Raw genomic sequence first — 21496 nt, 5'->3', positions numbered from 1 at the left:
CAAGGGGTATATATGAACAAAGTTTACAGCATTATTTGGAACGCGGCGCTCGGTATCTGGGTGGTCGTTTCTGAATTAACGAAAGGAAAGAAAAAAAGCAGTTCGCGTAAAACTGTCGCCGTACTGGCAGCTGGCGCATTAAGCGGTGCTTCATTGCTGGCTTCTGCAGCCCAGATTACCGCAACGGGTGAACACGATATTCATGAAGACTTCAAGACAGGTATTTCCGCTGGGGTTTATGAGGGTATCCACGACTACGGCTTCTTATATGAAGATAACACAACTGGTCAGGCACTGAATATCAGTGGTGCAATCCCAACATTTAGCCCGGGTCAAAGCGGCGTTGTTGAATCAACCACTATCCGGGAACTGCTGGAAAGCGGCAAAATCACCCTGCTGGCGACCAGCCCTGACCAGAGCGTAAAAACCATTACCAACTCTGAAGAACTGGCGGAATACCTGACTTACAACCAGTCGTCAACGCCTTCGCAGAGCACAGAATTTGATATCAACGATCCGGCGTTTCCCGGCGAAAAAACGACCATCAAAGTCTTTGATACCAATGAGTTAAATGGTTTTCTTACCGAAGCGCAAGTCGGCGATGCGGTATTAAACACCTTTGATGCTCAGAAATCAGAAATCTATAAGCAATTTGGTATCGCACTGGCGACAAATGGCTCCATTGCCAATCTGAATATTGGCAACGACACCCTCAATGTGCGTGACAAAGCCAATACCATTGAAATGCTGGCAAAAGATTCCTCGCTGCTGGAAGCACAAGGTACTGCAAGCCAGGTGAACTGGCAGTCAGATAACTATATAAAATTTAACGCAGCCCCGGTGATCCCTGAAAAAACGTTCACCGGTTCAGCGCAAACCTCCGTGTTTGGCGATGATGTGACGCTGATGACCTATGGCTATGACGAGGATGGTCAGGTCGTCAAAACCGGGGAGCGCACATTTACCATTACCAACACACAAGAACTGGCCGAATTCAATGACTGGCTGTTGGGCAAAAGCGACGACGCGGCACTCAACCCTGATGGTGAAAAAGTCAGCCAAATCCAGCTGTGGATAGATGCGGAGGAAGTCACAACCGTCACCGCAGCACAAACAAAGTACGCCGGGCTGATTGAAAATCTGCTCACCTCCGGTAAGCCAGCTGACATACTCAGCTGGGATTACGACGTCTGGACCGACGGTTTGTCACATACCAACAACGCGACCGCTGGCCGTGGTGAGTTACATGCCATCTACGCCAACGGCGCAGGCACCTCAGGCACCTTGAACAAAGACGCGATTATTGCCGTTGACGGCAGTATTAATGGCGTGATGAAAGCCATTAATGGTGGGGTTATCACTAACCTTGGTGAGCTGAACGCATTACGCACGTCTACCGGGCAAAGCCTGGCGATTGGCATGCTGGCAAAAGACGCGACGGCAACCAACAACGGGATCATCAACTCCGGGCTGTTTATTGATAAAGACGGCAACCAAAACGTCAACAGCTATGGCGCATTTGGTATGCAGGGGCAAGGCGCCAGTCAAATCACCAACGAAGGCACCATCAACCAGGCGATCACCACCGATAACTTCGGTACCGCTTCTGCCGCCGATCCCTGGAGTAAGGACAAACCCGCTGGCGAGCTGACGCTGGCCATTGGTATGCAACTGTCTGACAATGCTCAAGGGGTCAACAACGGCGATATCAACGTCGTGGACGGGCGCAAAAACGGTGCATCCTACGGCAGCGGCATCGCCTATGGCGTAGAAGTCGCCGACAACGCCACCTTTACCAACAGCGCAGGTGCCTCTATTTATCTTGGCCGTAACGCAAGTGATCCGTCTAAAGATGTCACCATGTCAGGCGGTTCAAGTCTGAGCGCCGGGATCATGACCAAGAGCGCCAAAGAGGTGATTAACAACGGCCTTATCACGCTGGGAACCGGCGTACGTAACGCCGCGGGTATGCTGATTGGTAACGCGACCGGCAACGTCATCAATACCGGTAATATCGTGATCAATGGCGATTCCAGCGCGGGGAGTAGCAGGAACTACGGTATCACCGTGCGTGACAGCGGCGCGGAAAATAATCAGGAAATTCGCAACGACGGCAAGATTAACGTCAACGGCACCAACAACGTCGGCATCCACGTCAGCGCAACTAACAAAAATGCCGAAGCCACGACCAGCGCTTCAGGCTCTATCGTAGTTGATGGTGAAGGTAGTGTCGGTAACCGTAACTATGCCGTCTGGGCTGAAGGTGGCAAAGATGGAAAGGCAGTGATCAACGTCTATTCCAACATCACGCTAAACAAAGCCGGGAACATCGGCGTACACGTGCGTGATAACGCCGTCGCTAACGTCGACAGCCTGAGTAGCCCGGCATTCAACAGCACCGATCAGATTGGCTATTACCTGTATGGTAAAGGCGCAACTGCGAATATTGGTCAGGCGGTAATGAATGACAACGGGCAGGATCGCACCACCATTTTCCGTATTGCCAACGGCGCAATGCTGGCCGGTAACACCACCACTCCTGACGGTCAGCCCAGCTCAAACCTTGACCTGACCTTAAGCGGCGAACAGTCCGTTGGCGTATTAGCGACGGGCACAGGCAGTAGTGTGGATACCGGCGAAGCCACGTTCACCGTGCAGGGCACCGACTCCGCCGCGCTGCTGATTGAAGGCGGTGCCACAGGTAACATCAGCGATAAAACCACCATCAATTTAACCGGTGAAAGAACCATTGCCGGGGTAGTGGACGGTCAGGCTCACCAGTTGAATGGCAACGCAGAGGGTAGCGCCACTCCGACCATCCTCACTTCAAACGCAAAAATCACTTCAGAAGCCAGCGGCAACAAGGTTATTGCCTATGTGGCAAGGAACCAGGGCAGCCTGATCCTCGATACCCAGGCAATTATCGATCTTGCCAGCACCGACAGCATTGGTGTTAACGTGCAACAAGGCGGGAGTTTAACCAATAACGCGACCGCTGCCTTACATGTGAGTAACGGCATTGGCGTACAAGCTTCTGGTTCGAACGCACAGATTAAAAAATTGGGTCAGATTCAAGTTGATGATGGAACCGCAGGGGTTCTGCTGACCAACGGTGCCAGCCTGAATATTACTGGTAATACTGGCGATGCCATCACCACCAATGGCACTGCTGACGGTATTCGCCTGGACACCGGAGCCGGTAAGCTGGCTGCCAAAGGGGTGATTATTAGCGCCGAAGGTACTGGCGCGGGCATTCAAAACGATGCCAACAATACCGATATAACACTCAATGATGTCACCATCAATGCCAACGACGGTCCGGGGATCCGTACCAGCGTCGCGTTAAACATGAAAGATGGCCTGAATAACATTCTGAACGTTAACGGTAAAGGTACCGGCTTCGCCTTTGAGCAGCGCAATGGTGACGCAGTGACAGGCAATCTGACCATCGGTAAAGGCTATACCGTTGAGGTGCATAACAGCGAAGGCAGCGGTATCCGCGCCAATACGGACGGTAAGGTCACCACCAATGCCAATATCAACGTCTACGACAGCGCAGGTGGTTCTGCAATCATCGCTAAAAATGTTAGCGCAATAGCCAATAGCGGAAAAATTACCTCTGCCAGCACCACCGCACCCGTTATTGATGCCAGCGGTGACAGCAATAAAAAAATCACCAATACCGGTACCCTTCAGGCTATCAACGATACGGCAGTGGCGATTCAATCTGGCAAGGGCAATGACACCATTGATATCAGCCAGGGTATCACCAGTGGCGTGATCAACACTGGAGAAGGCAAGGACACCTTTAACTGGCAAAGCGGAACCTTTGCGGGCGAGGTGAATTTCGCCGGAACCGGCGGCAACAATAAAGCCAACATCGGCAATGTGACGCTGGATAAAACGCGCCATATCACTACCGAAGCCGGCAGTGGCAACGCCCTCACCTTCACCAATACACACGGTAACAGTGCGAAAATTGGCAGTCTGAGCAGCGATAACCTGACCACCGGTACCAACATCGGCACGGGTTGGGACTCACTGACCATTAGCGGTTCAAGTGCAGATATGCGCATCGTCGATCGTCTGCAACTGGCAAGTAAAACCATTGCGGTTACCAATGGCGCAACGCTGCGTACCGGCGATCACGGCGAGTCCACCAGCACTGCCGCGACCATCGCTGACTACAATGTGACGACTCAGGGTACAGGCAGCCGGGTCATCTTTGACACGCAGGGCGACACGACGGCTGCGCAGATCTATAACGGCGTCATCAGCGGTGATGGGAAGTTTGAACGCGCGGCAGGCGGCACCACTGTCTTTACCGCCAACAACACCTATACCGGCTCCACCACTATTGATCAAACCGGTACGCTGCAGTTGGGTGACGGCGGAAATACAGGCGGAGTCAACGCCGTGTCTGACATCATCGACAATGGCGTGCTGGCGATTAATCGGGCCAATGATGTGCTGCTTGGCGGCGTAATCTCCGGGATCGGTGCGTTACAGCAGATTGGTAACGGTATTACTCGCCTGACGGGCAATAACACCTATACCGGCGACACGACCGTCACCAGCGGTACGCTACTGGTGAAAGGGAATCAGAGTGCCGCGACGGGTGTGACCAAAGTAAGCGGTACGGCGACGCTGGGGGGTAACGGGGTGATCGGCGGCGACGTGCTGATGAACGATGCCTCTACCCTCAGCGCCGGTGACGGCGGTGCGGGTACGTTATCCATTAACGGTAATCTGCAGCTTGGCAGCAAAACGACCTCCGCTTTCGAACTGGGTCAAGCCTATACGCCAGGCGGCGCGCTAAACGATCTGATTAACGTCGCAGGCGATCTGCAACTGGACGGGACTCTGGACGTCACCACTTCACAGGGTGGTAACTTCGGACCGGGCGTGTACCGTATCTATAACTACGGTGGCACGCTGGATAACCAGACGCTGGAATTAGGCGCGATACCGAATAGCCAGGATAAGAGCAATATTTTTGTTCAAACCTCCATCGACAAACAGGTCAACCTGGTGAATGCCAACGGCGTTACCCTGCAGTTCTGGGACGGCGCAACCGTTAATCAGAGCCACGGCGCGTCGGGCATTGAAGGCGACAGCAAAATTGACGGTGGCGATGGCAAATGGATGGCAATCGGCAGTCAGGGTGATAACAACTGGACCACCGCAACCGGTGAGGGTAACGCCCCTTGGGCACAGAAGTCCTTCGCCGTCTTCACCACCAAAGGCGGTACCGTTACCGTGGATAACGCCGCGGGAGAAGTTAACTTCTCCGGAGCACAGTTTGATGCCGATGGCTATGTCGTTAAAGGCGATGCGCTTAACGCGTATGCCACCACGGAAAACGCGACCCACGCAGGCCAGACGCCGGGGACTGGCGAACTGCTGGTGCGCGTTGGCGCTGGTGGCGCGGGGCAAAACTATACCGCGACCATTGAGTCCGTTATCCGCGAGGCCAGTACTGCTGACAAGCTGACGCTGGTGAAAACCGACCTTGGCCGTCTGATCCTCAGCGGTGACAACGAATATCGCGGCGGCACGCGCATTGATGGCGGCACGTTGCAGATCTCCTCCGACAGCAATCTCGGCCAGAGCGGAACTGACCTGGCCATCAATAACGGTTCAACGCTGCAACTGGGCGCGGACCTGACCAGCAATCGCACCATTGAGCTGGGAGCGAATGAGAATGCTGCGGTGTTTGACCTTAATTCGCACCACTTCACGCCAACCGGTGAGATTACCGGCGAGGGTAAACTGAAAGTTACCAGCAGCTCTAGTGATGCGGGCAGCACCTTGTCGCTCGACCGCGCAAACAGCTACAAAGGCGACACCGAAATTGCCGGTACCGGAAACGCCAACAATGTGACGGTCAACGTCAGCAAAACCGGAGCCTTTGGCAGTAATGAAAGCAGCACCGTGAACGTCAATAAGGGTGCGACGCTCAATGTCAGCGGGACAGATACCAGCCTGAAATCCCTGACTATGAACATCGCCGACAGCCTGTTAACGCTGGCGGATAACGTCACCGCCGCAAGCGCAATGCTGAACCTGACGGGCACGGCGAAAGCGGTGTTAACCAACAACGCCAGCGCGGGCAACGCGACGGTTAACGTGTCAAAAGACAGTACCCTGGCGCTGGAAGAAAATGCCAGCGGGGGCAATGCCACCGTGAATAACAGCGGACTGATGACCTTTGCTGACTATGCGATGGCAGAGAACACCGTCGTTAAAAACCTGGTTGGCGGTAAGGTCGATATCAGCGCAGTCGACAGCGCAACGTCTATCGGCTCGTTGTCCGGCGCGGGTAATGTCGAACTGGGCAATAAAGAACTGTCGCTGGGTAATCTGCATCTTGATGACACCATCAGCGGTATTATCAGCGGCAACGACGGCAGCCTGGTGAAAATCGGTGACGGTACGTTGACGCTGACCGGCGATAACACTTACACCGGCACCACAGACGTCAATGAAGGCGTGCTGCTGGTCAACGGTAATCAGTCTGCGGCTACCGGCCAGGTGACGGTGAAATCCGGGGCAACGCTCGGCGGTAACGGTATTATCGGCGGCGCGGTTGATGTGCTGGACGACGCGCATATTACCGCAGGTGCAGCTATCAACAGTGTGGGTAAACTGACTACCGGTTCTCTGACGCTCAGTGATAACGCCCAACTGGATTATCAGTTTGGTCAGGCTTATACCCCGGGCGGTGCCTTCAACGACTTGATTGACGTAAATGGCGATCTGACGCTCGACGGTAAGCTCAACATTGAAACCTCACCAGGCGGAAGCTTTGATGTGGGCGTTTACCGCGTCATCAACTACACCGGCACATTGACCAACAATGTGATGGATATTGCTAACGCACCGGAAGCAGCTGACAGCCTGTACGTGCAGACATCGGTGAAAAATCAGGTCAACCTGGTCAACCACGCCGGACTGACGCTGCGCTTCTGGGACGGCACCGGCGGTGAGAATGGCGAGCTGAAAAATAACGGCGTCATTAACGGCGGCGACGGTATCTGGCAATCCAGCCAGGGTAACGACAACTGGACCACCGATGAATCGACGCCAGAAGGCGCGTTGAACGCACCGTTTACCGATGCCGCATTCGCCGTCTTCCAGGGTGAAGCGGGCAACGTAACCGTCGATAACAGCAAAGGCGATGTCATCATCAGCGGCGCGCAGTTCGCCACCGATGGTTATCGTGTGGGCGGAGAAGCCATTACCACCGACACGGCAAACACCCTGATTCGTGTCGGCGATGGCACAGTAGACGGCGCCAGTTACACCGCCACTATCGACAGCGTTATCCGAGGTACCGGCGGCCTGAATAAAGGCGATCTCGGTACGCTGATTCTCACCGGCGACAATACTTACAGCGGTGGCACCACCATCACCTCAGGGACGCTGCAGGTGGCGGGTGATACCAACCTGGGTGCGGCAGATACGGGAATTACCTTTAATGGCGGTACGCTGAAGTATGGCGAAGCGTTTGATACTGCCCGTCAGGTGACGCTGGAATCCGGCGGCGGGACATTCGACACCAACGGGCATGACGTTTCTCTGCTGACGGAAGTCGAAGGTAACGGTCAACTGACCAAAACCGGTAAAGGCTCCCTCACCCTGACGCTGGATAACACCTACACCGGTGGCACCACCATCGAACAAGGTGTTTTACAACTGGGTAACGGCGGTGATATTGGCAGCATTCAGGGGGATGTCGTTGATAACGGCGTACTCAACGTCAATCGTGGCGATACCCTGGCGCTGACCGGCAATATCAGTGGTAAAGGCCAGTTGCATCAGACCGGTAGCGGCATTACCGAGCTGCAAGGTGAAAACAGCTACAGCGGCGCTACGTTGATCGCCAACGGCGTGCTGCAAGCGGGTAATACCAACACCCTGAGTAGCGCATCACACCACTATGTAGTCGCAGACACCACGTTGAACACGCAGGGCTATAACCAGACGGTAGCGGGCCTGAGCAACGGTGGCGATGTCTCGCTCATCGGTCAGCAGACTGGCACAACCTTAACCGTCAAAGGGGATTACACCGGCGAAAAAGGGACTATCAACATGGCAGCTATCCAGAATGGTAGCGGAGCAGGCATTGCCGACCGTCTGATTATCGATGGCGGTAAAGCCAGCGGTAGCACACTGCTGGATGTCGATGGTTCTGGTCTTGGCGCGCCGACCATTGGGGATGGTATCGAAGTGGTGACTGCGCTCAATGGCGCAACCACAACCGCGCAAACGTCGCGGGATGCCTTCCATCTTGCCGCCGATCGTATGGCTGCAGGTGCGTTTGAGTACCAACTACATGCGGGTAATGCTCAGGGCCAGGGTGAAAACTGGTATCTGAGAAGTGAATACCGTCCAGAAACCATGCTGTATTCTGGCCTCGCCAGCGTAGTACGTCAGGGTGATATTAGCCTGTTAGGTAACATGCACCAACGTATGGGGGACGAGGTTAAACCGGGCATTGATGAAGACAATCGCGCCTGGGCAAGAATGATTGGCTACTCCGGTAAAACCAAACTGGATGATGCTGCCGGTACGCAAACCAGCTCCCATACCATGGGTATCCAGGTCGGCGTTGATATGTATGCTAACGAAAGCTGGAAAGCCGGGATGTATACCAGCATCCTTGATATCGACAGCAACGTGAAAGGCACGAAGACAGGCAGCGATGGCAAAGGCGGTAACATCGACGACAACGCATTTTACGTCGGTGGCTATGCGACCTGGTTCTCGGGTGACGGTATGTATGTTGATAACGTCCTGCAGTACGGTAACCATAAATCCCGCCTGGCGGCGACCGGTAACAATGGCTCGTATACCGTCAGAGGCAACACGCTGACGGCGTCGACAGAGGTGGGTAAATCGTTCCGTTTAGGCGCCAGCGCATGGAGTCTGGAGCCTCAGGCTCAGTTGATCTACCAGTACAGCGACTTTGATAACAGCACGCTGGATGGTGTGACCCCAACGAAAGTGAAAATGGATACCGCAGACTCCTTTACCGCGCGTCTGGGCGTGCGTCTGGTCGCTGACTATGACACCAACCATGGCAAATTCCAGCCGTACGGCAGGGTTAACGTCTGGCAGGGTCTGGGTTCAAAAGACAAAACGCACTTTAGCAATGCGGTAGCCACCACTACGCTGGAATCTTCACAGCAGTACTCCAGCACTGAAGTTGCAGCCGGCCTGTCATGGTCTATCGACAGAAACCTGCAGGTCTACGGTGAGCTGGGTACGCAATTCAGCAACGGCGGCAGTAAGTCGCAGATCGAAGCGCCGGTCAATGCCTCTATCGGCTTTAAGAAATCGTTCTAAGCTGACATAAACTCGCCAGCCTCCTGCTTAGCAGGGGGCTTTTTTTTGCTTATAGTATTACAGGGGTGGCTGATGCGCGACGCGTATCAGGCCTACAGACTTACCAGCAACGTGGAACAATCAAGGGATTGGGAAACGTAAATACGGAAGGATTAACGATTATATTGCGCTAAGAGTGAAGGGATCTCTTGTGCCTGCACCGGGGGAGAAATGAAAAAGCCTTGAATTTTGTCACAACCAATCTGCATCAACCGGTCCAGTTGGGACTGGGTTTCCACCCCTTCGGCAAGAACTTCGATACCAAAATTATGCGCCAGTGAAATAATACCCTCAACAATCTTTGTCGATCGGGTGTCGGGCTCAATAGCGGTGACAAATTCCTTATCAATTTTTAAGGTATCAAAAGGATATTTCAACAGGTAATTAAGATTAGCATGACCGGTTCCAAAATCATCAAGCGCAAGCTTGACCCCTATCGCCTTTAATTCCGTCATATTTTTAGCCGCAATCTGACTGTCGTACAGCGGTGACGTTTCGGTGACCTCTATTTGGCATCGATGGACCGGCAATCCGGAGGTGGCAAGATTTTGTCTGACGCGTTGGGGTAAGGAAGGTGCGAACAAGTTCCTGATATGAGATCATCATATTCATCCGGAGCGCATCCCAGAGGGACATCATGAGCCATCAACTCACCTTCGCCGATAGTGAATTCAGCACTAAGCGCCGTCAGACCCGAAAAGAGATTTTCCTCTCCCGCATGGAGCAGATTCTGCCATGGCAGAATATGACCGCTGTCATCGAGCCGTTTTATCCCAAGGCGGGCAATGGCCGACGGCCCTATCCGCTGGAGACCATGCTGCGTATTCACTGCATGCAGCATTGGTACAACCTGAGCGACGGTGCCATGGAAGATGCCCTGTACGAAATCGCCTCCATGCGCCTGTTTGCCCGATTATCCCTGGATAGCGCCCTGCCGGATCGCACCACCATCATGAATTTCCGCCACCTGCTCGAGCAGCATCAACTGGCCCGTCAATTGTTCAAGACCATCAATCGCTGGCTGGCCGAAGCAGGCGTCATGATGACCCAAGGCACTTTGGTGGATGCCACCATCATTGAGGCACCCAGCTCTACCAAGAACAAAGAGCAGCAACGCGATCCGGAGATGCATCAGACCAAGAAAGGCAATCAGTGGCACTTTGGCATGAAGGCCCACATTGGTGTCGATGCCAAGAGTGGCCTGACCCACAGCCTGGTCACCACCGCGGCCAACGAGCATGACCTCAATCAGCTGGGTAATCTGCTTCATGGAGAGGAGCAATTTGTCTCAGCCGATGCCGGCTACCAAGGAGCGCCACAGCGCGAGGAGCTGGCCGAGGTGGATGTGGACTGGCTGATCGCCGAGCGTCCCGGCAAGGTAAAAACCTTGAAGCAGCATCCGCGCAAGAACAAAACGGCCATCAACATCGAATACATGAAAGCCAGCATCCATGCCAGGGTGGAGCACCCGTTTCGCATCATCAAGCGGCAGTTCGGCTTCGTGAAAGCCAGATACAAGGGGCTGCTGAAAAACGATAACCAACTGGCGATGTTATTCACCCTGGCCAACCTGTTTCGGGTGGACCAAATGATACGTCAGTGGGAGAGATCTCAGTAAAAACCGGAAATAACGCCAGAAATGGTGGAAAAAATAGCCTAAATAGGGGTCCGCTTGGAAAACGGAATCTATGGTCACTCCCGTTTTTGCAACACCGATTTTGACGACAAGTTGGCTTGCTTGAATCTATCCGGCGTCTGAATGGGATTTTATTCCCGCGCCTTGATGAGTTCCGCGCCTGATGAACCTCCAGAAAATATACGGCTTCAATGAGCCTTTCCGTTTTACAGGTTCCTCAACAGGCCGGTGGGCCGTTAGTATCATCAATATCAGTATTCGCAAAACCAGATCAGTAATTCTTTAAACCGGTGTATTTCTGCCGTTATGCTACATAAGTTTGCTGTCGTGCCGTTAGGGCCCAGGCTATTCTGGCCAGCTTGTTTGCCAGAGCACAAGTGAGGGGTCGGTTCCGGCTGAGGGCGAAATGACACCCTAAGCGTTAGCTCTGTGTCGTTGCACGATGTCAGCGACGGTATTCTTGCTGATACCGAGCTCGCGTGCGATCCAGCGATAGCTGCGTCCCTCGGCCCTCATCGCAACCACCATAGGCAAAAGTCGGTCTGATTTTGGTCGCACTCCGGCCTGACGGGCTTTGTTGAATAAATCGAACTTTTGCTGAGTTGAAGGATCAGATCACGCATCTTCCCGACAACGCAGACCGTTCCGTGGCAAAGCAAAAGTTCAAAATCACCAACTGGCCCACCTACAATAAAGCCCTCATCAACCGTGGCTCCATAACTTTCTGGCTGGATGATGAAGCTATTCAGGCCTGGTATGAGTCAGCAACACCTTCTTCACGAGGCAGACCTCAGCGCTATTCTGACCTTGCCATCACGACTGTGCTGGTCATTAAACGCGTATTCAGGCTGACCCTGCGCGCTGCGCAGGGCTTTATTGATTCCATTTTTTCTCTGATGAACGTTCCGCTACGCTGCCCGGATTACAGCTGTGTCAGCAGGCGGGCAAAGTCGGTTAACGTCAGTTTCAAAATGCCCACCCGGGGTGAAATCGCACACCTGGTAATTGATTCCACCGGGCTGAAGGTCTTCGGTGAAGGAAAGTGGAAAGTCAAAAAGCATGGCCAGGAACGCCGCCGTATCTGGCGTAAGCTGCATCTCGCCGTTGACAGTAAAACACATGAAATCATCTGCGCTGACCTGTCGCTGAACAACGTTACGGACTCAGAGGCCTTCCCCGGGTTAATCCGGCAAACCCACCGGAAAATCAGGTCAGCCGCCGCCGATGGCGCTTACGATACCCGGCTATGTCACGATGAACTGCGGCGTAAGAAAATCAGCGCGCTTATCCCTCCCCGAAAAGGTGCGGGTTACTGGCCCGGTGAATATGCAGACCGTAACCGTGCAGTGGCTAATCAGCGAATGACCGGGAGTAATGCGCGGTGGAAATGGACAACAGATTACAATCGTCGCTCGATAGCGGAAACGGCGATGTACCGGGTAAAACAGCTGTTCGGGGGTTCACTGACGCTGCGTGACTACGATGGTCAGGTTGCGGAGGCTATGGCCCTGGTACGAGCGCTGAACAAAATGACGAAAGCAGGTATGCCTGAAAGCGTGCGTATTGCCTGAAAACACAACCCGCTACGGGGGAGACTTACCCGAAATCTGATTTATTCAACAAAGCCATCCAGTGCCTGAAAGAAGGCTGGGCATCACAGGCATTTGTCAGGTCGGTGTTACAGACGTTCCGTCATCATGATTATGACGCTTTCCTCATTGAGAAGCATCACCGCAGTATCGTTTATTCAGACGAAATGTGGACTCTGGCCGTCCAGCTGGGGATATCTAAATTCATCAGGCCGACAAAACTCACACATGAGAGAACACGTATCCGTGTAGAGCCATTCAGTAACGGTGAAAAGGAATACAAATAACATCGCAGAGAAACTGTCAGGCCGATGGATAGCGGCCTGACTACGTTACTTAACCCAGTCTTCCAGAACCAGATCCGGCACCCGCTCAAACTCTCTTGTATTATTCGTCACCAGGATGGCGCCCGCCGCGATGGCGTGTCCGGCAATGGCGGTGTCGTTCGGGCCGATCGGCGTCCCGGCGAGGCGCAGCGCCACCCGGATGTCCGTCGTGGCGTCCACCGCAGCCCGGTCCCAGGGCAGGATGGCATCGAGGCGCGCGCAGAACGCGTCGACCAGCTGAATATGGCGCGGCGAGGCCTTCGGGCCGGTGGCGCCGAAGCGCATCTCGGCATACGTCACGGCCGAGACCACGATGCGATCACCGCGCAGCACCACCTGCTCCAGGCGCTTCAGCACCGCTGCCGGCTGCTCGCGCATGATGAACGAGCAGATGTTAGTGTCGAGCATCCAGGTTTTCTTCATGGATCAAAGCGTCCTTCGTCGCTGACCACATCCTCACGCTGCGCCATAAAGTCCGGATCGGCCCTGTCTAGCTGCGCGAACGAGCCCCAGGTCGGCCGGACGGGACGCAGAATGATGCTGTCCCCTTCCCGGACGATCTCCAGCTCGCTGACGCCGTCAAAATCCAGGTCCCGGGGCAGACGGATGGCGCGGTTATTGCCGTTTTTAAATATCGATACTGTGCGCATGGATGTTCCTCCGGCTGATCATGCATGATGTATGAGTGCATATGTGCAGTATATGCCTGCCGGATGGGTTTGTATAGGTGTAACATATGCAGATGACTGGCATATGCGTATGTCTGCCCTATGCAGATGCGCGGCATATGGATATGCTGTGCATATCCTGCTTTCTCATTTTTCCACCGCAGATCCGAAAACTCCCAGTCCCGGACGTCTGCAAAGTTGACCTGTTTTCCACAGTCCTGGCCGTCCGCGGAGTTGACCTGTTTCCCACAGTCCTGGCCGTCCGCGGAGTTGACCTGTTTCCCACAGTCCGGGCCGTCCGCGGAGTTGACTTGTTTCCCGCAATCCCGGCTGTCCGCGTAGTTGACCTGTTTCCCACAGTCCCGGACGTCTGCAAAGTTGACCTGTTTCCCACAGTCCCGGACGTCTGCAAAGTTGACCTGTTTCCCACAGTCCCGGATGTCTGTAAAGTTGACCTGTTTTCCACAGTCCTGGCCGTCCGCGGAGTTGACCTGTTTCCCACAGTCCGGGCCGTCCGCGGAGTTGACTTGTTTCCCACACTCCCGGCCATCCGTGAAGTTGACCTGTTTCCCATAGTCCGGGCCGTCCGTGAAGTTGACCTGTTTCCCATAGTCCGGGCCGTCCGCGAAGTTGACCTGTTTCCCATAGTCCTGAGCGTCCATAAAGTTGACCTGTTTCCCACAGAGGATGGAAAACTCTTCTTGTGCTGAGCGTAAGAGCTATCTGCCGGAACGGTTCCTCTTCGCTTCCTCGCCAGTTCGCTCGCTACGCTCGGTTACATGGCTGCGGCGAGCGCTGATACCTTTCTCTATACCCTTTTGTACGACTTGTTGTGTGATGGTCATAAGTGCGTCTGCGTGTTGCGGCACTGTGATTGAGTGGCACGCCCGTCGAACTTCTCCCCCCTCCTGTTGAGAGCGAAATCAAAACAATATGATTTTTTGCTTGAAACATGACTCTTTTTGTTCAAAATGACAAAAAACGTCATGAGGTGATAAATGAACAATATTGAGCAGTTACGGAAAGTTGCTACACGTGCAGGTAAGCTTCTGACATCTTTGAGCGAGAGTATCCGCCAGCAAAAAGAGGAATTGAAGCTTACCGAGTTCTATCAGGAATACAGCAAAGCCGCTCTGTATAAGCTGCCTAAGCTCAGTAAAGGCAGTGTTGAGTATGCTGTGGCCGAAATGGAAGCCGGTGGCTACATTTTCAAAAAGAAACCTTCTGGTAATACGATGAAATACGCGATGACGATTCAGAATGTCATCGATCTGTATAACCACCGTAAAGTACCCAAGTACAGGGATCGCTTTGATAAAGCCTTTACGATTTTTGTATGTAATCTTAAAGGTGGTGGTTCCAAGACAGTTTCTACCGCTTCATTATCACATGCTTTTCGAGCTCATCCTCAGCTTCTGTTCGAAGACCTACGTATTCTGGCCATCGATTTCGATCCGCAGGCATCTCTGACAATGTTCCTGAGCCATGAAAATTCAGTGGGCCTGGTTGAAAATACGGCTGCTCAGGCCATGCTCCAGAACGTGTCTCGTGAAGAATTACTTTCCGATTTTATAGTACCGTCTATTATCCCTGGTGTTGATGTAATCCCCGCTTCCATTGACGATGCATTCCTTGCTGAAGGCTGGAAGGGATTGTGTGAAGAACATCTTCCAGGGAAAAATATTCATGCTGTGCTTAAAGATAACATTATCGATAAGCTCCAGCATGACTACGACTTTATTTTCCTTGATAGTGGTCCTCACCTTGATGCGTTCCTGAAAAACTGTATTGGGGCGGCAGACCTGATGTTGACCCCTCTTCCACCGGCTACGGTTGATTTTCATTCTTCCCTGAAGTTTGTGGCCAGCCTCCCTGCCCTCATAGATTCCATTGAAATGGATGGGCACACCTGCAATCTCATCGGTAATGTCGGCTTCATGTCCAAGATCCTGAACAAGTCTGATCACAAAATTTGCCATAGTCAGGCCAAAGAGGTTTTCGGTGCCGATATGCTAGACATGGTTCTGCCGAGACTGGATGGTTTCGAACGCTGTGGGGAGACTTTTGACACAGTTATTTCAGCAAATCCAGCAACCTATGATGGAAGTACAGAGGCACTAAAAAGCGCAAAATCAGCAGCGGAAGACTTTGCGAAGGCAGTCTTTGATCGCATCGAGTTCATTCGTACTAACGGAGGTATGTGATGTCGAATGAGAAAAGAAAAACCATCGGCAGACAGTTAAATACCCAGGCGTCAATTGCGGAAATGACGGACACCGGTAGAAGCCAGGTATTTACCTTAAAAACCGGCAGGAAGGTAACGTTCAGGTTTGTTCGGGTGCCTGCATCTGAAGTTGAAAGTAAGACCTTCGTAAACCAGGAAAACAACGGAAGAGATCAACTGGCACTGACCAGGGAGTCCCTGAAATCCATTATCCAGACGATTAAGTTTCAGCAGTTCTTTCCCTGTATTGGTATTAAGCAAAGTGAAAGGATTGAGATACTGGATGGTTCAAGACGGCGAGCCTCAGCAATTTTTGTCCGTACAGGCCTTGATGTAATGGTTACCGAAGAGCATTTATCAGCTGATGAAGCTCGCCAACTGGCTAAAGATATCCAGACAGCTAAAGAACATAATCTTCGGGAGATTGGCCTGAGATTGATCGCTCTTAAAGAGTCCGGATTTAATCAAAAGGAAATTGCTGAACTGGAGGGGTTATCTCAAGCTAAAGTTACCAGGGCGCTGCAGGCGGCGGCCGTACCGCAAGACTTGATTTCTCTGTTCCCGGTTCAGTCGGAGCTATCGTTTAGTGACTATAAACTTCTTTTAGAAGTTAATGAAAAACTCAGTGAAAAGGGATTAACGCCTGAAGAACTCATTCAGTCTGTATCAGCTCAGCTCGATGCAATTTTGAGTGAAGGCGAGCGACCAGAAGACGAACAGAAAGCCAGTATACTGAAGCTGATTTCTCAGGCATCTCAGGCATTGATAGATCCATCTCCCAAGGAAAAGTCAGTGGTTTCCCCACTCTGGTCTTTTGAAGAAAAGGACAAGTTCGCGCGTAAGCGTGTGAAAGGGCGTACGCTGACTTATGAGTTTAGCCGTATGTCAAAAGTGATTCAGGATGAACTGGACAAGGCTATCAACGAGGTCCTTGACAGAAATTTGAGTCAATAATTTCGCCATGGCGATTTCACATCTAACTTATTGTAATTAGGCAGTTTAGGCTGAGAATTTCAAGGTGAAATCGCCAAAGTTTTACGCCAGTTTCGCTGCAGGAATATCTGACCATCGTGTCGTATAAGCAGGAGAAAGCATCTCCCGTTTCATTTGCCATTCCGGGGCAATACCCCGCCCCGCAAACCATACTTTACCCAGCCCTGAGTTGTTGATCCCGTCCAGAACCTTCATCAGCTCAGCACTGTAAGGGCGTGGCGGGCGTTCGTCGAACAGCTGCAGCTGCGAAACGCCGGAGCCGGTGAAGTCATTCAGCATAACTCCGGCTTTGGCATACCGGTGTCCATCCCTCCAGATACGCTCCAGAGCCGTTGTGGCGGCTGCAATGATGTCCCTGGTGTCCTGAGTGGGTGTAAGAAGTTTTTCCGTAGCCACGTTGCCGTAGTAAGGTTCTTTAACGGCGAACGGAGACGTTTTGATGAAAACGGAAATATGCCGGCAATACTGGTGCTCTTTACGCAGCTTTTCAGAGGCCCGCTCTGCGTGCTGACAGATAGCCTGACGGAGTGACTCGTACTCCGTGATCTTCACGCCAAAACTGCGGCTGCAGACAATTTGCTGTTTCGTCGGAGGGGCTTCCTCAAGCGAAAGGCAGCTTTCCCCGTTCAGTTCACGTACCGTTCGCTCAAGGACCACAGAAAAATTTTTGCGGATGAAGGCCGGGTTCGTCAGGGCGAGATCGAGCGCGGTCTTAATGCCCAGCACATTCAGCTTGCGTGCAATACGGTTACCCACCCCCCAGATTTCTTTAACCGGCTGCAGTGAAAGCAGTTTCCGCGTTCTCTGCGGATTTCCCCTGGTCAGAGCAAGTACGCCACGAAGCTGTTTCCACTCTTTTGAGGCCCACTGGGCTGATTTTGCAAGGGTCTTCGTTGGTCCGGCGCCCACGCCAATGGTCAGGTGGGTACAGTCATACACGTGCTGACGCAGCTGCCGGCCGAAGTCCTCAAGCTCCATACAGTGCTCCACGCCGGTCAAATCGAGGAACATCTCATCAATTGAATACTGTTCCACTCTGGGGGCCAGTTCCTCCAGGCAGTTCATCACGCGCGCCGACATCGAGGCGTAAAGTTCATAGTTACTTGAAAACGAATATATTTTTTCCGGGTACCTTTCGTTTTTTATCTGAAACCACGGAGTTCCCATTTTGATCCAGGGCTTCGCCTCGGCACTGCGAGCGATTACGTTCCCGTCGTTGTTGCTCAGGACGACTATCGGCTTTCCTTTCAAATCCGGTCGGAAAACACGTTCACAGCTGGCATAGAAGCTGTTCACATCGGCCAGGGCAAACATCAGTACATCTCCCTCGGGCGGTGGATGATATGCGTGACGACGCCAAAGATATCCAGCTCGTCGGGGTCAGGATAAATCGGCGACCAGGAGGCATTCATGGGCTGCAGCGTCAGTCGAGGCGTCAGCAGAAGCCGTTTAACCGTAAACTCCCCCTGTACGCTGGCGACAACGATATCGCCGTGCCGCGGCTTTTCAGCACTGTCCACAACCAGCAGATCGCCATTGTACAGACTACCGTCCGCCATGCTGTCTCCGCTGGCACGCAGGTAGTACGTCGCGCTCGGATGCCGTATGCAGTAATCATGGAGATCCAGATCGGACTCGACATAGTCAGCGGCAGGGCTGGGAAAACCGCAGCTGGCCAGATCGGCAAACAATGGATGGGCCTGTGGCGGGTGTTCTTTCCCGGTGCTGAAAAGCTGTAGCTTCATCTTTCCTCCTGATACTCTAATTTTACTGGTTATGCATACAGTGTGCGCCGGGAGACCGGTAGAGATCAAGGGGTGAAAGTCCCCGACCATTGAAGGACCAGCAATCCACAAGGTCCCCGAGTCATGCGTTGCATACCGCGAGGTATGGGGCGAAGCGTTGACAGGGGTGTTGACAGGCCAGCCATTGAGCCACGAAATGTATATTAAATTACCGGGTGCCGACGTTGTACTGTTAACGGAAGGCAAAATCATAGGGTGCGATACTGCGAGTGCCACATGGACCCGGCGGGGTCTGAGACCCTGGCATGTCAATACGATCTCTACGCGGGAACCGGGAGATCTCCCCTCTGACCATCTGCCAGTGGCGGAGATGGCCCGCACCGGGAAGACGAGGAGTCATAGCCGGTGATGTACGGAGAGGAGAAGTCGGACTCGCTCATAGTAGCGGCGAAGCAGGCGAACAACCCGAAAGGAGCGGAGTCAGTGGAGCGAAGGAGCGGGGCCAAGGGGAACGCGGAACAGCCACACATGCGCCGGACACAGAGCCGGGAAAGCATGTCACAGAGGCTGTCACGCGTGCGGGAAGCTGCGAAGCAGCGGAAGAAAGAACGGTTTACAGCATTGTTCCACCTGCTGACAGTAGAAGCACTGGAAGCCGCATTCCTCTCCCTGAGCAGGAAAGCGGCCGCGGGAGTGGATGGCATCAGGTGGATGGACTACGCCGGAAACATGAAGAACAACATAACAGATCTGCACCGGAGGCTACATCAGGGCAGCTACAGGGCGCAGCCCGGCAGGCGTCACTACATCCCAAAAGCGGATGGAAAACAACGCCCGCTCGGCATCGCCTCGCTGGAGGACAAGATCGTCCAGTATGCGCTGGTGAAAATCCTGAACGCAGTCTATGAAAACGACTTTATGGGGTTCTCATACGGGTTCAGACCCGGGCGAAGCCAGCACGATGCACTGGACGCACTGGCCACAGGGCTGGTACGCACTAACGTAAACTGGGTACTGGATGCCGACATCAGTCAGTTCTTCGACAGGGTGAGCCACGAATGGCTGATCAGGTTCACAGAGCATCGGATCGGCGACCGGAGGGTAATCAGGCTCATACGTAAGTGGCTCACAGCCGGGACGTCGGAGGAGGGTCAATGGCGAGCAACGGAGGAAGGCACCCCACAGGGTGCGGTCATCTCACCGCTGCTGGCAAACATATACCTCCACTACGTCTTCGATCTGTGGGCGCATCAGTGGCGACGTCGCTATGCCACAGGCAATGTGGTAATGGTCAGATACGCCGATGACATCGTCATCGGGTTCGACAAACGATACGATGCCCGGCGCTTCCGTATAGCCATGCAGCGCAGACTGAGGAAGTTCGGACTCACGGTTCACCCGGAGAAAACCCGTCTGATGGAGTTCGGCCGCTTCGCTGCCGAAAACCGTGCCATCAGGGGAAAAGGCAAACCAGAAACGTTCAACTTCCTCGGGTTCACGCACATCAGCGGGAAAGATCGCAACGGCAGGTTCATGCTGATACGAAAGACCCGCCGGGATCGGATGACGGCAACTCTGAAAGCCATCAAAGACGGTCTGCGAAGGCGCTGGCATTACTCAATCCCCGAACAGGGAAAATGGCTCAGGAGAGTGGTTCAGGGATACCTGAACTATCACTCGGTACCGGGCAACTTCCCCACCATGCAGAAGTTCAGGACACACGTAACAAACCTCTGGCGCCGGGCGCTCAGGCGCAGGAGCCAGAAGGATGATACGACCTGGACGAAAGCAAACAAACTGGCAGCCGCATGGCTACCAAGGGTTCGGGTTCTTCATCCATGGCCTGTGGAGCGGTTCACCGCCAGACACCCGAGGCAGGAGCCCGGTGCGTAAATCGCGCACGCCGGGATCTGTGCGGGGGGTATCCGGTAACGGGCGACATATTTAACAGCGTGACGATAATCCAGATCGCCTGCCGGGTAATGGTGCCAACTTACTGATTTAGTGTACGATGGTGTTTTTGAGGTGCTCCCGTGGCTTCCATCTCCATCAGTTGTCCCTCCTGCTCAGCTACTGAAGGCGTGGTGCGTAACGGTAAAAGTACTGCCGGACATCAGCGCTATCTCTGCTCTCACTGCCGTAAAACATGGCAGCTACAGTTCACTTACACCGCCTCTCAGCCCGGTACACACCAGAAAATTATTGATATGGCCATGAATGGCGTCGGATGTCGCGCCAGTGCACGCATTATGGGCGTTGGCCTCAACACGATTTTACGACACTTAAAAAACTCAGGCCGCAGTCGGTAAACTCACGCATACAACCGGGCAGTGATGTGATTGTCTGCGCTGAAATGGACGAACAGTGGGGCTACGTCGGTGCTAAATCACGTCAGCGCTGGCTGTTTTACGCGTATGACAGGATACGGAGGACGGTTGTGGCGCACGTCTTCGGTGAACGCACTCTGGCCACACTGGAGCGTCTTCTGAGCCTGCTGTCGGCCTTTGAGGTCGTGGTATGGATGACGGATGGCTGGCCGCTGTATGAACCCCGCCTGAAGGGAAAGCTGCACGTTATCAGCAAGCGTTACACTCAGCGCATTGGGCGACATAACCTGAATCTGAGACAACATCTGGCAAGGCTGGGACGGAAGTCACTGTCGTTCTCAAAATCGGTGGAGCTGCATGACAAGGTCATCGGGCATTATCTGAACATAAAACACTATCAGTAAGTTGGAGTCATTACCCCATTTTTCGCGGATGAGTTTACGGGCGATTTCGCCACCGATTCCGCCTGTTGCGCCCAGGATGAGTACCTTGTTTGTGTTTTTCATTGTCTTACCTCTGCCGGATGTCTGCTTGACATCGTAGTGTCTGTGCGAGCTAAATGTAATTGCATGACATCAGGCAGCAGGTATGCATTTTT

General features: G+C 53.4%; 13 protein-coding genes and 3 pseudogenes. 8 read left to right on the top strand and 8 right to left on the bottom strand.

What is annotated here, in order from left to right; all coding sequences use genetic code 11:
- Nucleotides 1-12 precede the first annotated feature (12 nt).
- Complete coding sequence (locus V2154_RS21480; RefSeq protein ID WP_045620771.1) at nucleotides 13-9351, top strand: autotransporter outer membrane beta-barrel domain-containing protein; 9339 nt, start codon at nucleotides 13-15, stop codon at nucleotides 9349-9351.
- 152 nt (nucleotides 9352-9503) lie between these two features.
- On the opposite strand, the pseudogene V2154_RS21475 reads toward V2154_RS21480, so the two are convergent.
- Nucleotides 9504-9965 (bottom strand): annotated as a pseudogene (locus tag V2154_RS21475) (EAL domain-containing protein); the annotation flags it as partial.
- A gap of 62 nt (nucleotides 9966-10027) precedes the next feature.
- On the opposite strand from V2154_RS21475, the gene V2154_RS21470 reads away from it, so the two are divergent.
- A complete protein-coding gene (locus tag V2154_RS21470) occupies nucleotides 10028-11008 on the top strand; it encodes an IS5-like element ISKpn26 family transposase (protein ID WP_022652281.1) in 981 nt (326 codons plus the stop codon).
- Between the two features lie 322 nt (nucleotides 11009-11330).
- On the opposite strand, the pseudogene V2154_RS21465 reads toward V2154_RS21470, so the two are convergent.
- Nucleotides 11331-11417 (bottom strand): annotated as a pseudogene (locus tag V2154_RS21465) (hypothetical protein); the annotation flags it as partial.
- 23 nt (nucleotides 11418-11440) lie between these two features.
- Complete coding sequence (locus V2154_RS21460) at nucleotides 11441-11554, bottom strand: helix-turn-helix domain-containing protein (protein ID WP_228262889.1); 114 nt, start codon at nucleotides 11552-11554, stop codon at nucleotides 11441-11443.
- Between the two features lie 74 nt (nucleotides 11555-11628).
- Here V2154_RS21460 and V2154_RS21455 point away from each other — a divergent pair, with 74 nt between their 5' ends.
- Nucleotides 11629-12597, top strand: a complete 969-nt coding sequence (locus V2154_RS21455; RefSeq protein WP_084832609.1) for an IS5-like element IS903B family transposase — start codon at nucleotides 11629-11631, stop codon at nucleotides 12595-12597.
- A 350-nt stretch (nucleotides 12598-12947) separates the two neighbouring features.
- Here the strand turns inward: V2154_RS21455 and V2154_RS21450 are convergent, their stop codons facing one another.
- The gene (locus V2154_RS21450; RefSeq protein WP_251867114.1) at nucleotides 12948-13364 is read right to left on the bottom strand and encodes a type II toxin-antitoxin system VapC family toxin; all 417 of its coding nucleotides are present in this window, start codon (nucleotides 13362-13364) and stop codon (nucleotides 12948-12950) included.
- Nucleotides 13361-13591: a type II toxin-antitoxin system VapB family antitoxin gene (gene vapB / locus V2154_RS21445; RefSeq protein ID WP_023293777.1), complete on the bottom strand. Its 231-nt coding sequence runs from the start codon at nucleotides 13589-13591 to the stop codon at nucleotides 13361-13363. The genes V2154_RS21450 and vapB overlap by 4 nt, the downstream gene beginning before the upstream one ends.
- Nucleotides 13592-13728: 137 nt before the next feature.
- Here vapB and V2154_RS21440 point away from each other — a divergent pair, with 137 nt between their 5' ends.
- Nucleotides 13729-14319, top strand: coding sequence for a hypothetical protein (locus V2154_RS21440; RefSeq protein ID WP_251867116.1), 591 nt, complete (start codon nucleotides 13729-13731; stop codon nucleotides 14317-14319).
- Between the two features lie 83 nt (nucleotides 14320-14402).
- On the opposite strand, the pseudogene V2154_RS21435 reads toward V2154_RS21440, so the two are convergent.
- Nucleotides 14403-14478, bottom strand: a pseudogene (locus tag V2154_RS21435) (hypothetical protein); the annotation flags it as partial.
- Between the two features lie 129 nt (nucleotides 14479-14607).
- Here V2154_RS21435 and V2154_RS21430 point away from each other — a divergent pair.
- Both V2154_RS21430 and V2154_RS21425 read left to right on the top strand, forming a co-directional pair.
- Nucleotides 14608-15813 (top strand): AAA family ATPase, encoded by a 1206-nt coding sequence (locus V2154_RS21430; RefSeq protein ID WP_006797591.1) that lies wholly within the window; start codon nucleotides 14608-14610, stop codon nucleotides 15811-15813.
- The gene (locus V2154_RS21425) at nucleotides 15813-16787 is read left to right on the top strand and encodes a ParB family protein (RefSeq protein WP_000064119.1); all 975 of its coding nucleotides are present in this window, start codon (nucleotides 15813-15815) and stop codon (nucleotides 16785-16787) included. The genes V2154_RS21430 and V2154_RS21425 overlap by 1 nt, the downstream gene beginning before the upstream one ends.
- A gap of 81 nt (nucleotides 16788-16868) precedes the next feature.
- Here the strand turns inward: V2154_RS21425 and V2154_RS21420 are convergent, their stop codons facing one another.
- Together V2154_RS21420 and umuD are read right to left on the bottom strand one after the other, a co-directional pair.
- Nucleotides 16869-18140, bottom strand: a complete 1272-nt coding sequence (locus tag V2154_RS21420; RefSeq protein WP_032627083.1) for a Y-family DNA polymerase — start codon at nucleotides 18138-18140, stop codon at nucleotides 16869-16871.
- Nucleotides 18140-18571 carry a translesion error-prone DNA polymerase V autoproteolytic subunit gene (umuD, locus tag V2154_RS21415; protein ID WP_006796638.1) on the bottom strand — a complete coding sequence of 144 codons (432 nt, stop codon included), beginning with the start codon at nucleotides 18569-18571 and terminating at the stop codon, nucleotides 18140-18142. The genes V2154_RS21420 and umuD overlap by 1 nt, the downstream gene beginning before the upstream one ends.
- A 405-nt stretch (nucleotides 18572-18976) precedes the next feature.
- Between umuD and ltrA the strand changes: the two genes are divergently transcribed.
- Both ltrA and V2154_RS21405 read left to right on the top strand, forming a co-directional pair.
- The gene (gene ltrA, locus V2154_RS21410; RefSeq protein WP_162181324.1) at nucleotides 18977-20464 is read left to right on the top strand and encodes a group II intron reverse transcriptase/maturase; all 1488 of its coding nucleotides are present in this window, start codon (nucleotides 18977-18979) and stop codon (nucleotides 20462-20464) included.
- A 140-nt stretch (nucleotides 20465-20604) separates the two neighbouring features.
- Nucleotides 20605-21302 (top strand): IS1 family transposase gene (locus V2154_RS21405; RefSeq protein WP_230964523.1). Its coding sequence is split into 2 segments (ribosomal slippage): nucleotides 20605-20854 and nucleotides 20854-21302, totalling 699 coding nucleotides; the frame shifts between segments, so codons are not numbered across the junction.
- Nucleotides 21303-21496: the final 194 nt, after the last annotated feature.

The sequence above is a fragment of the Ewingella sp. CoE-038-23 genome, assembly GCF_040419245.1.
GTDB lineage: Bacteria > Pseudomonadota > Gammaproteobacteria > Enterobacterales > Enterobacteriaceae > Ewingella > Ewingella allii.
Note: the sequence above shows the minus strand (reverse complement) of the source record. Positions and strands in the feature narration are given on the sequence as shown.

Excerpts from the sequence above, each read along its gene's own strand:
- umuD (WP_006796638.1), bottom strand. The coding sequence starts at position 18,571 with ATGAAGCTACAGCTTTTCAGCACCGGGAAAGAACACCCGCCACAGGCC.
- V2154_RS21450 (WP_251867114.1), bottom strand. The coding sequence starts at position 13,364 with ATGAAGAAAACCTGGATGCTCGACACTAACATCTGCTCGTTCATCATG.
- V2154_RS21430 (WP_006797591.1), top strand. The coding sequence starts at position 14,608 with ATGAACAATATTGAGCAGTTACGGAAAGTTGCTACACGTGCAGGTAAG.
- V2154_RS21420 (WP_032627083.1), bottom strand. The coding sequence starts at position 18,140 with ATGTTTGCCCTGGCCGATGTGAACAGCTTCTATGCCAGCTGTGAACGT.
- V2154_RS21460 (WP_228262889.1), bottom strand. The coding sequence starts at position 11,554 with ATGGTGGTTGCGATGAGGGCCGAGGGACGCAGCTATCGCTGGATCGCA.
- V2154_RS21440 (WP_251867116.1), top strand. The coding sequence starts at position 13,729 with ATGGATATGCTGTGCATATCCTGCTTTCTCATTTTTCCACCGCAGATC.
- vapB (WP_023293777.1), bottom strand. The coding sequence starts at position 13,591 with ATGCGCACAGTATCGATATTTAAAAACGGCAATAACCGCGCCATCCGT.
- V2154_RS21425 (WP_000064119.1), top strand. The coding sequence starts at position 15,813 with ATGTCGAATGAGAAAAGAAAAACCATCGGCAGACAGTTAAATACCCAG.
- V2154_RS21480 (WP_045620771.1), top strand. The coding sequence starts at position 13 with ATGAACAAAGTTTACAGCATTATTTGGAACGCGGCGCTCGGTATCTGG.
- V2154_RS21470 (WP_022652281.1), top strand. The coding sequence starts at position 10,028 with ATGAGCCATCAACTCACCTTCGCCGATAGTGAATTCAGCACTAAGCGC.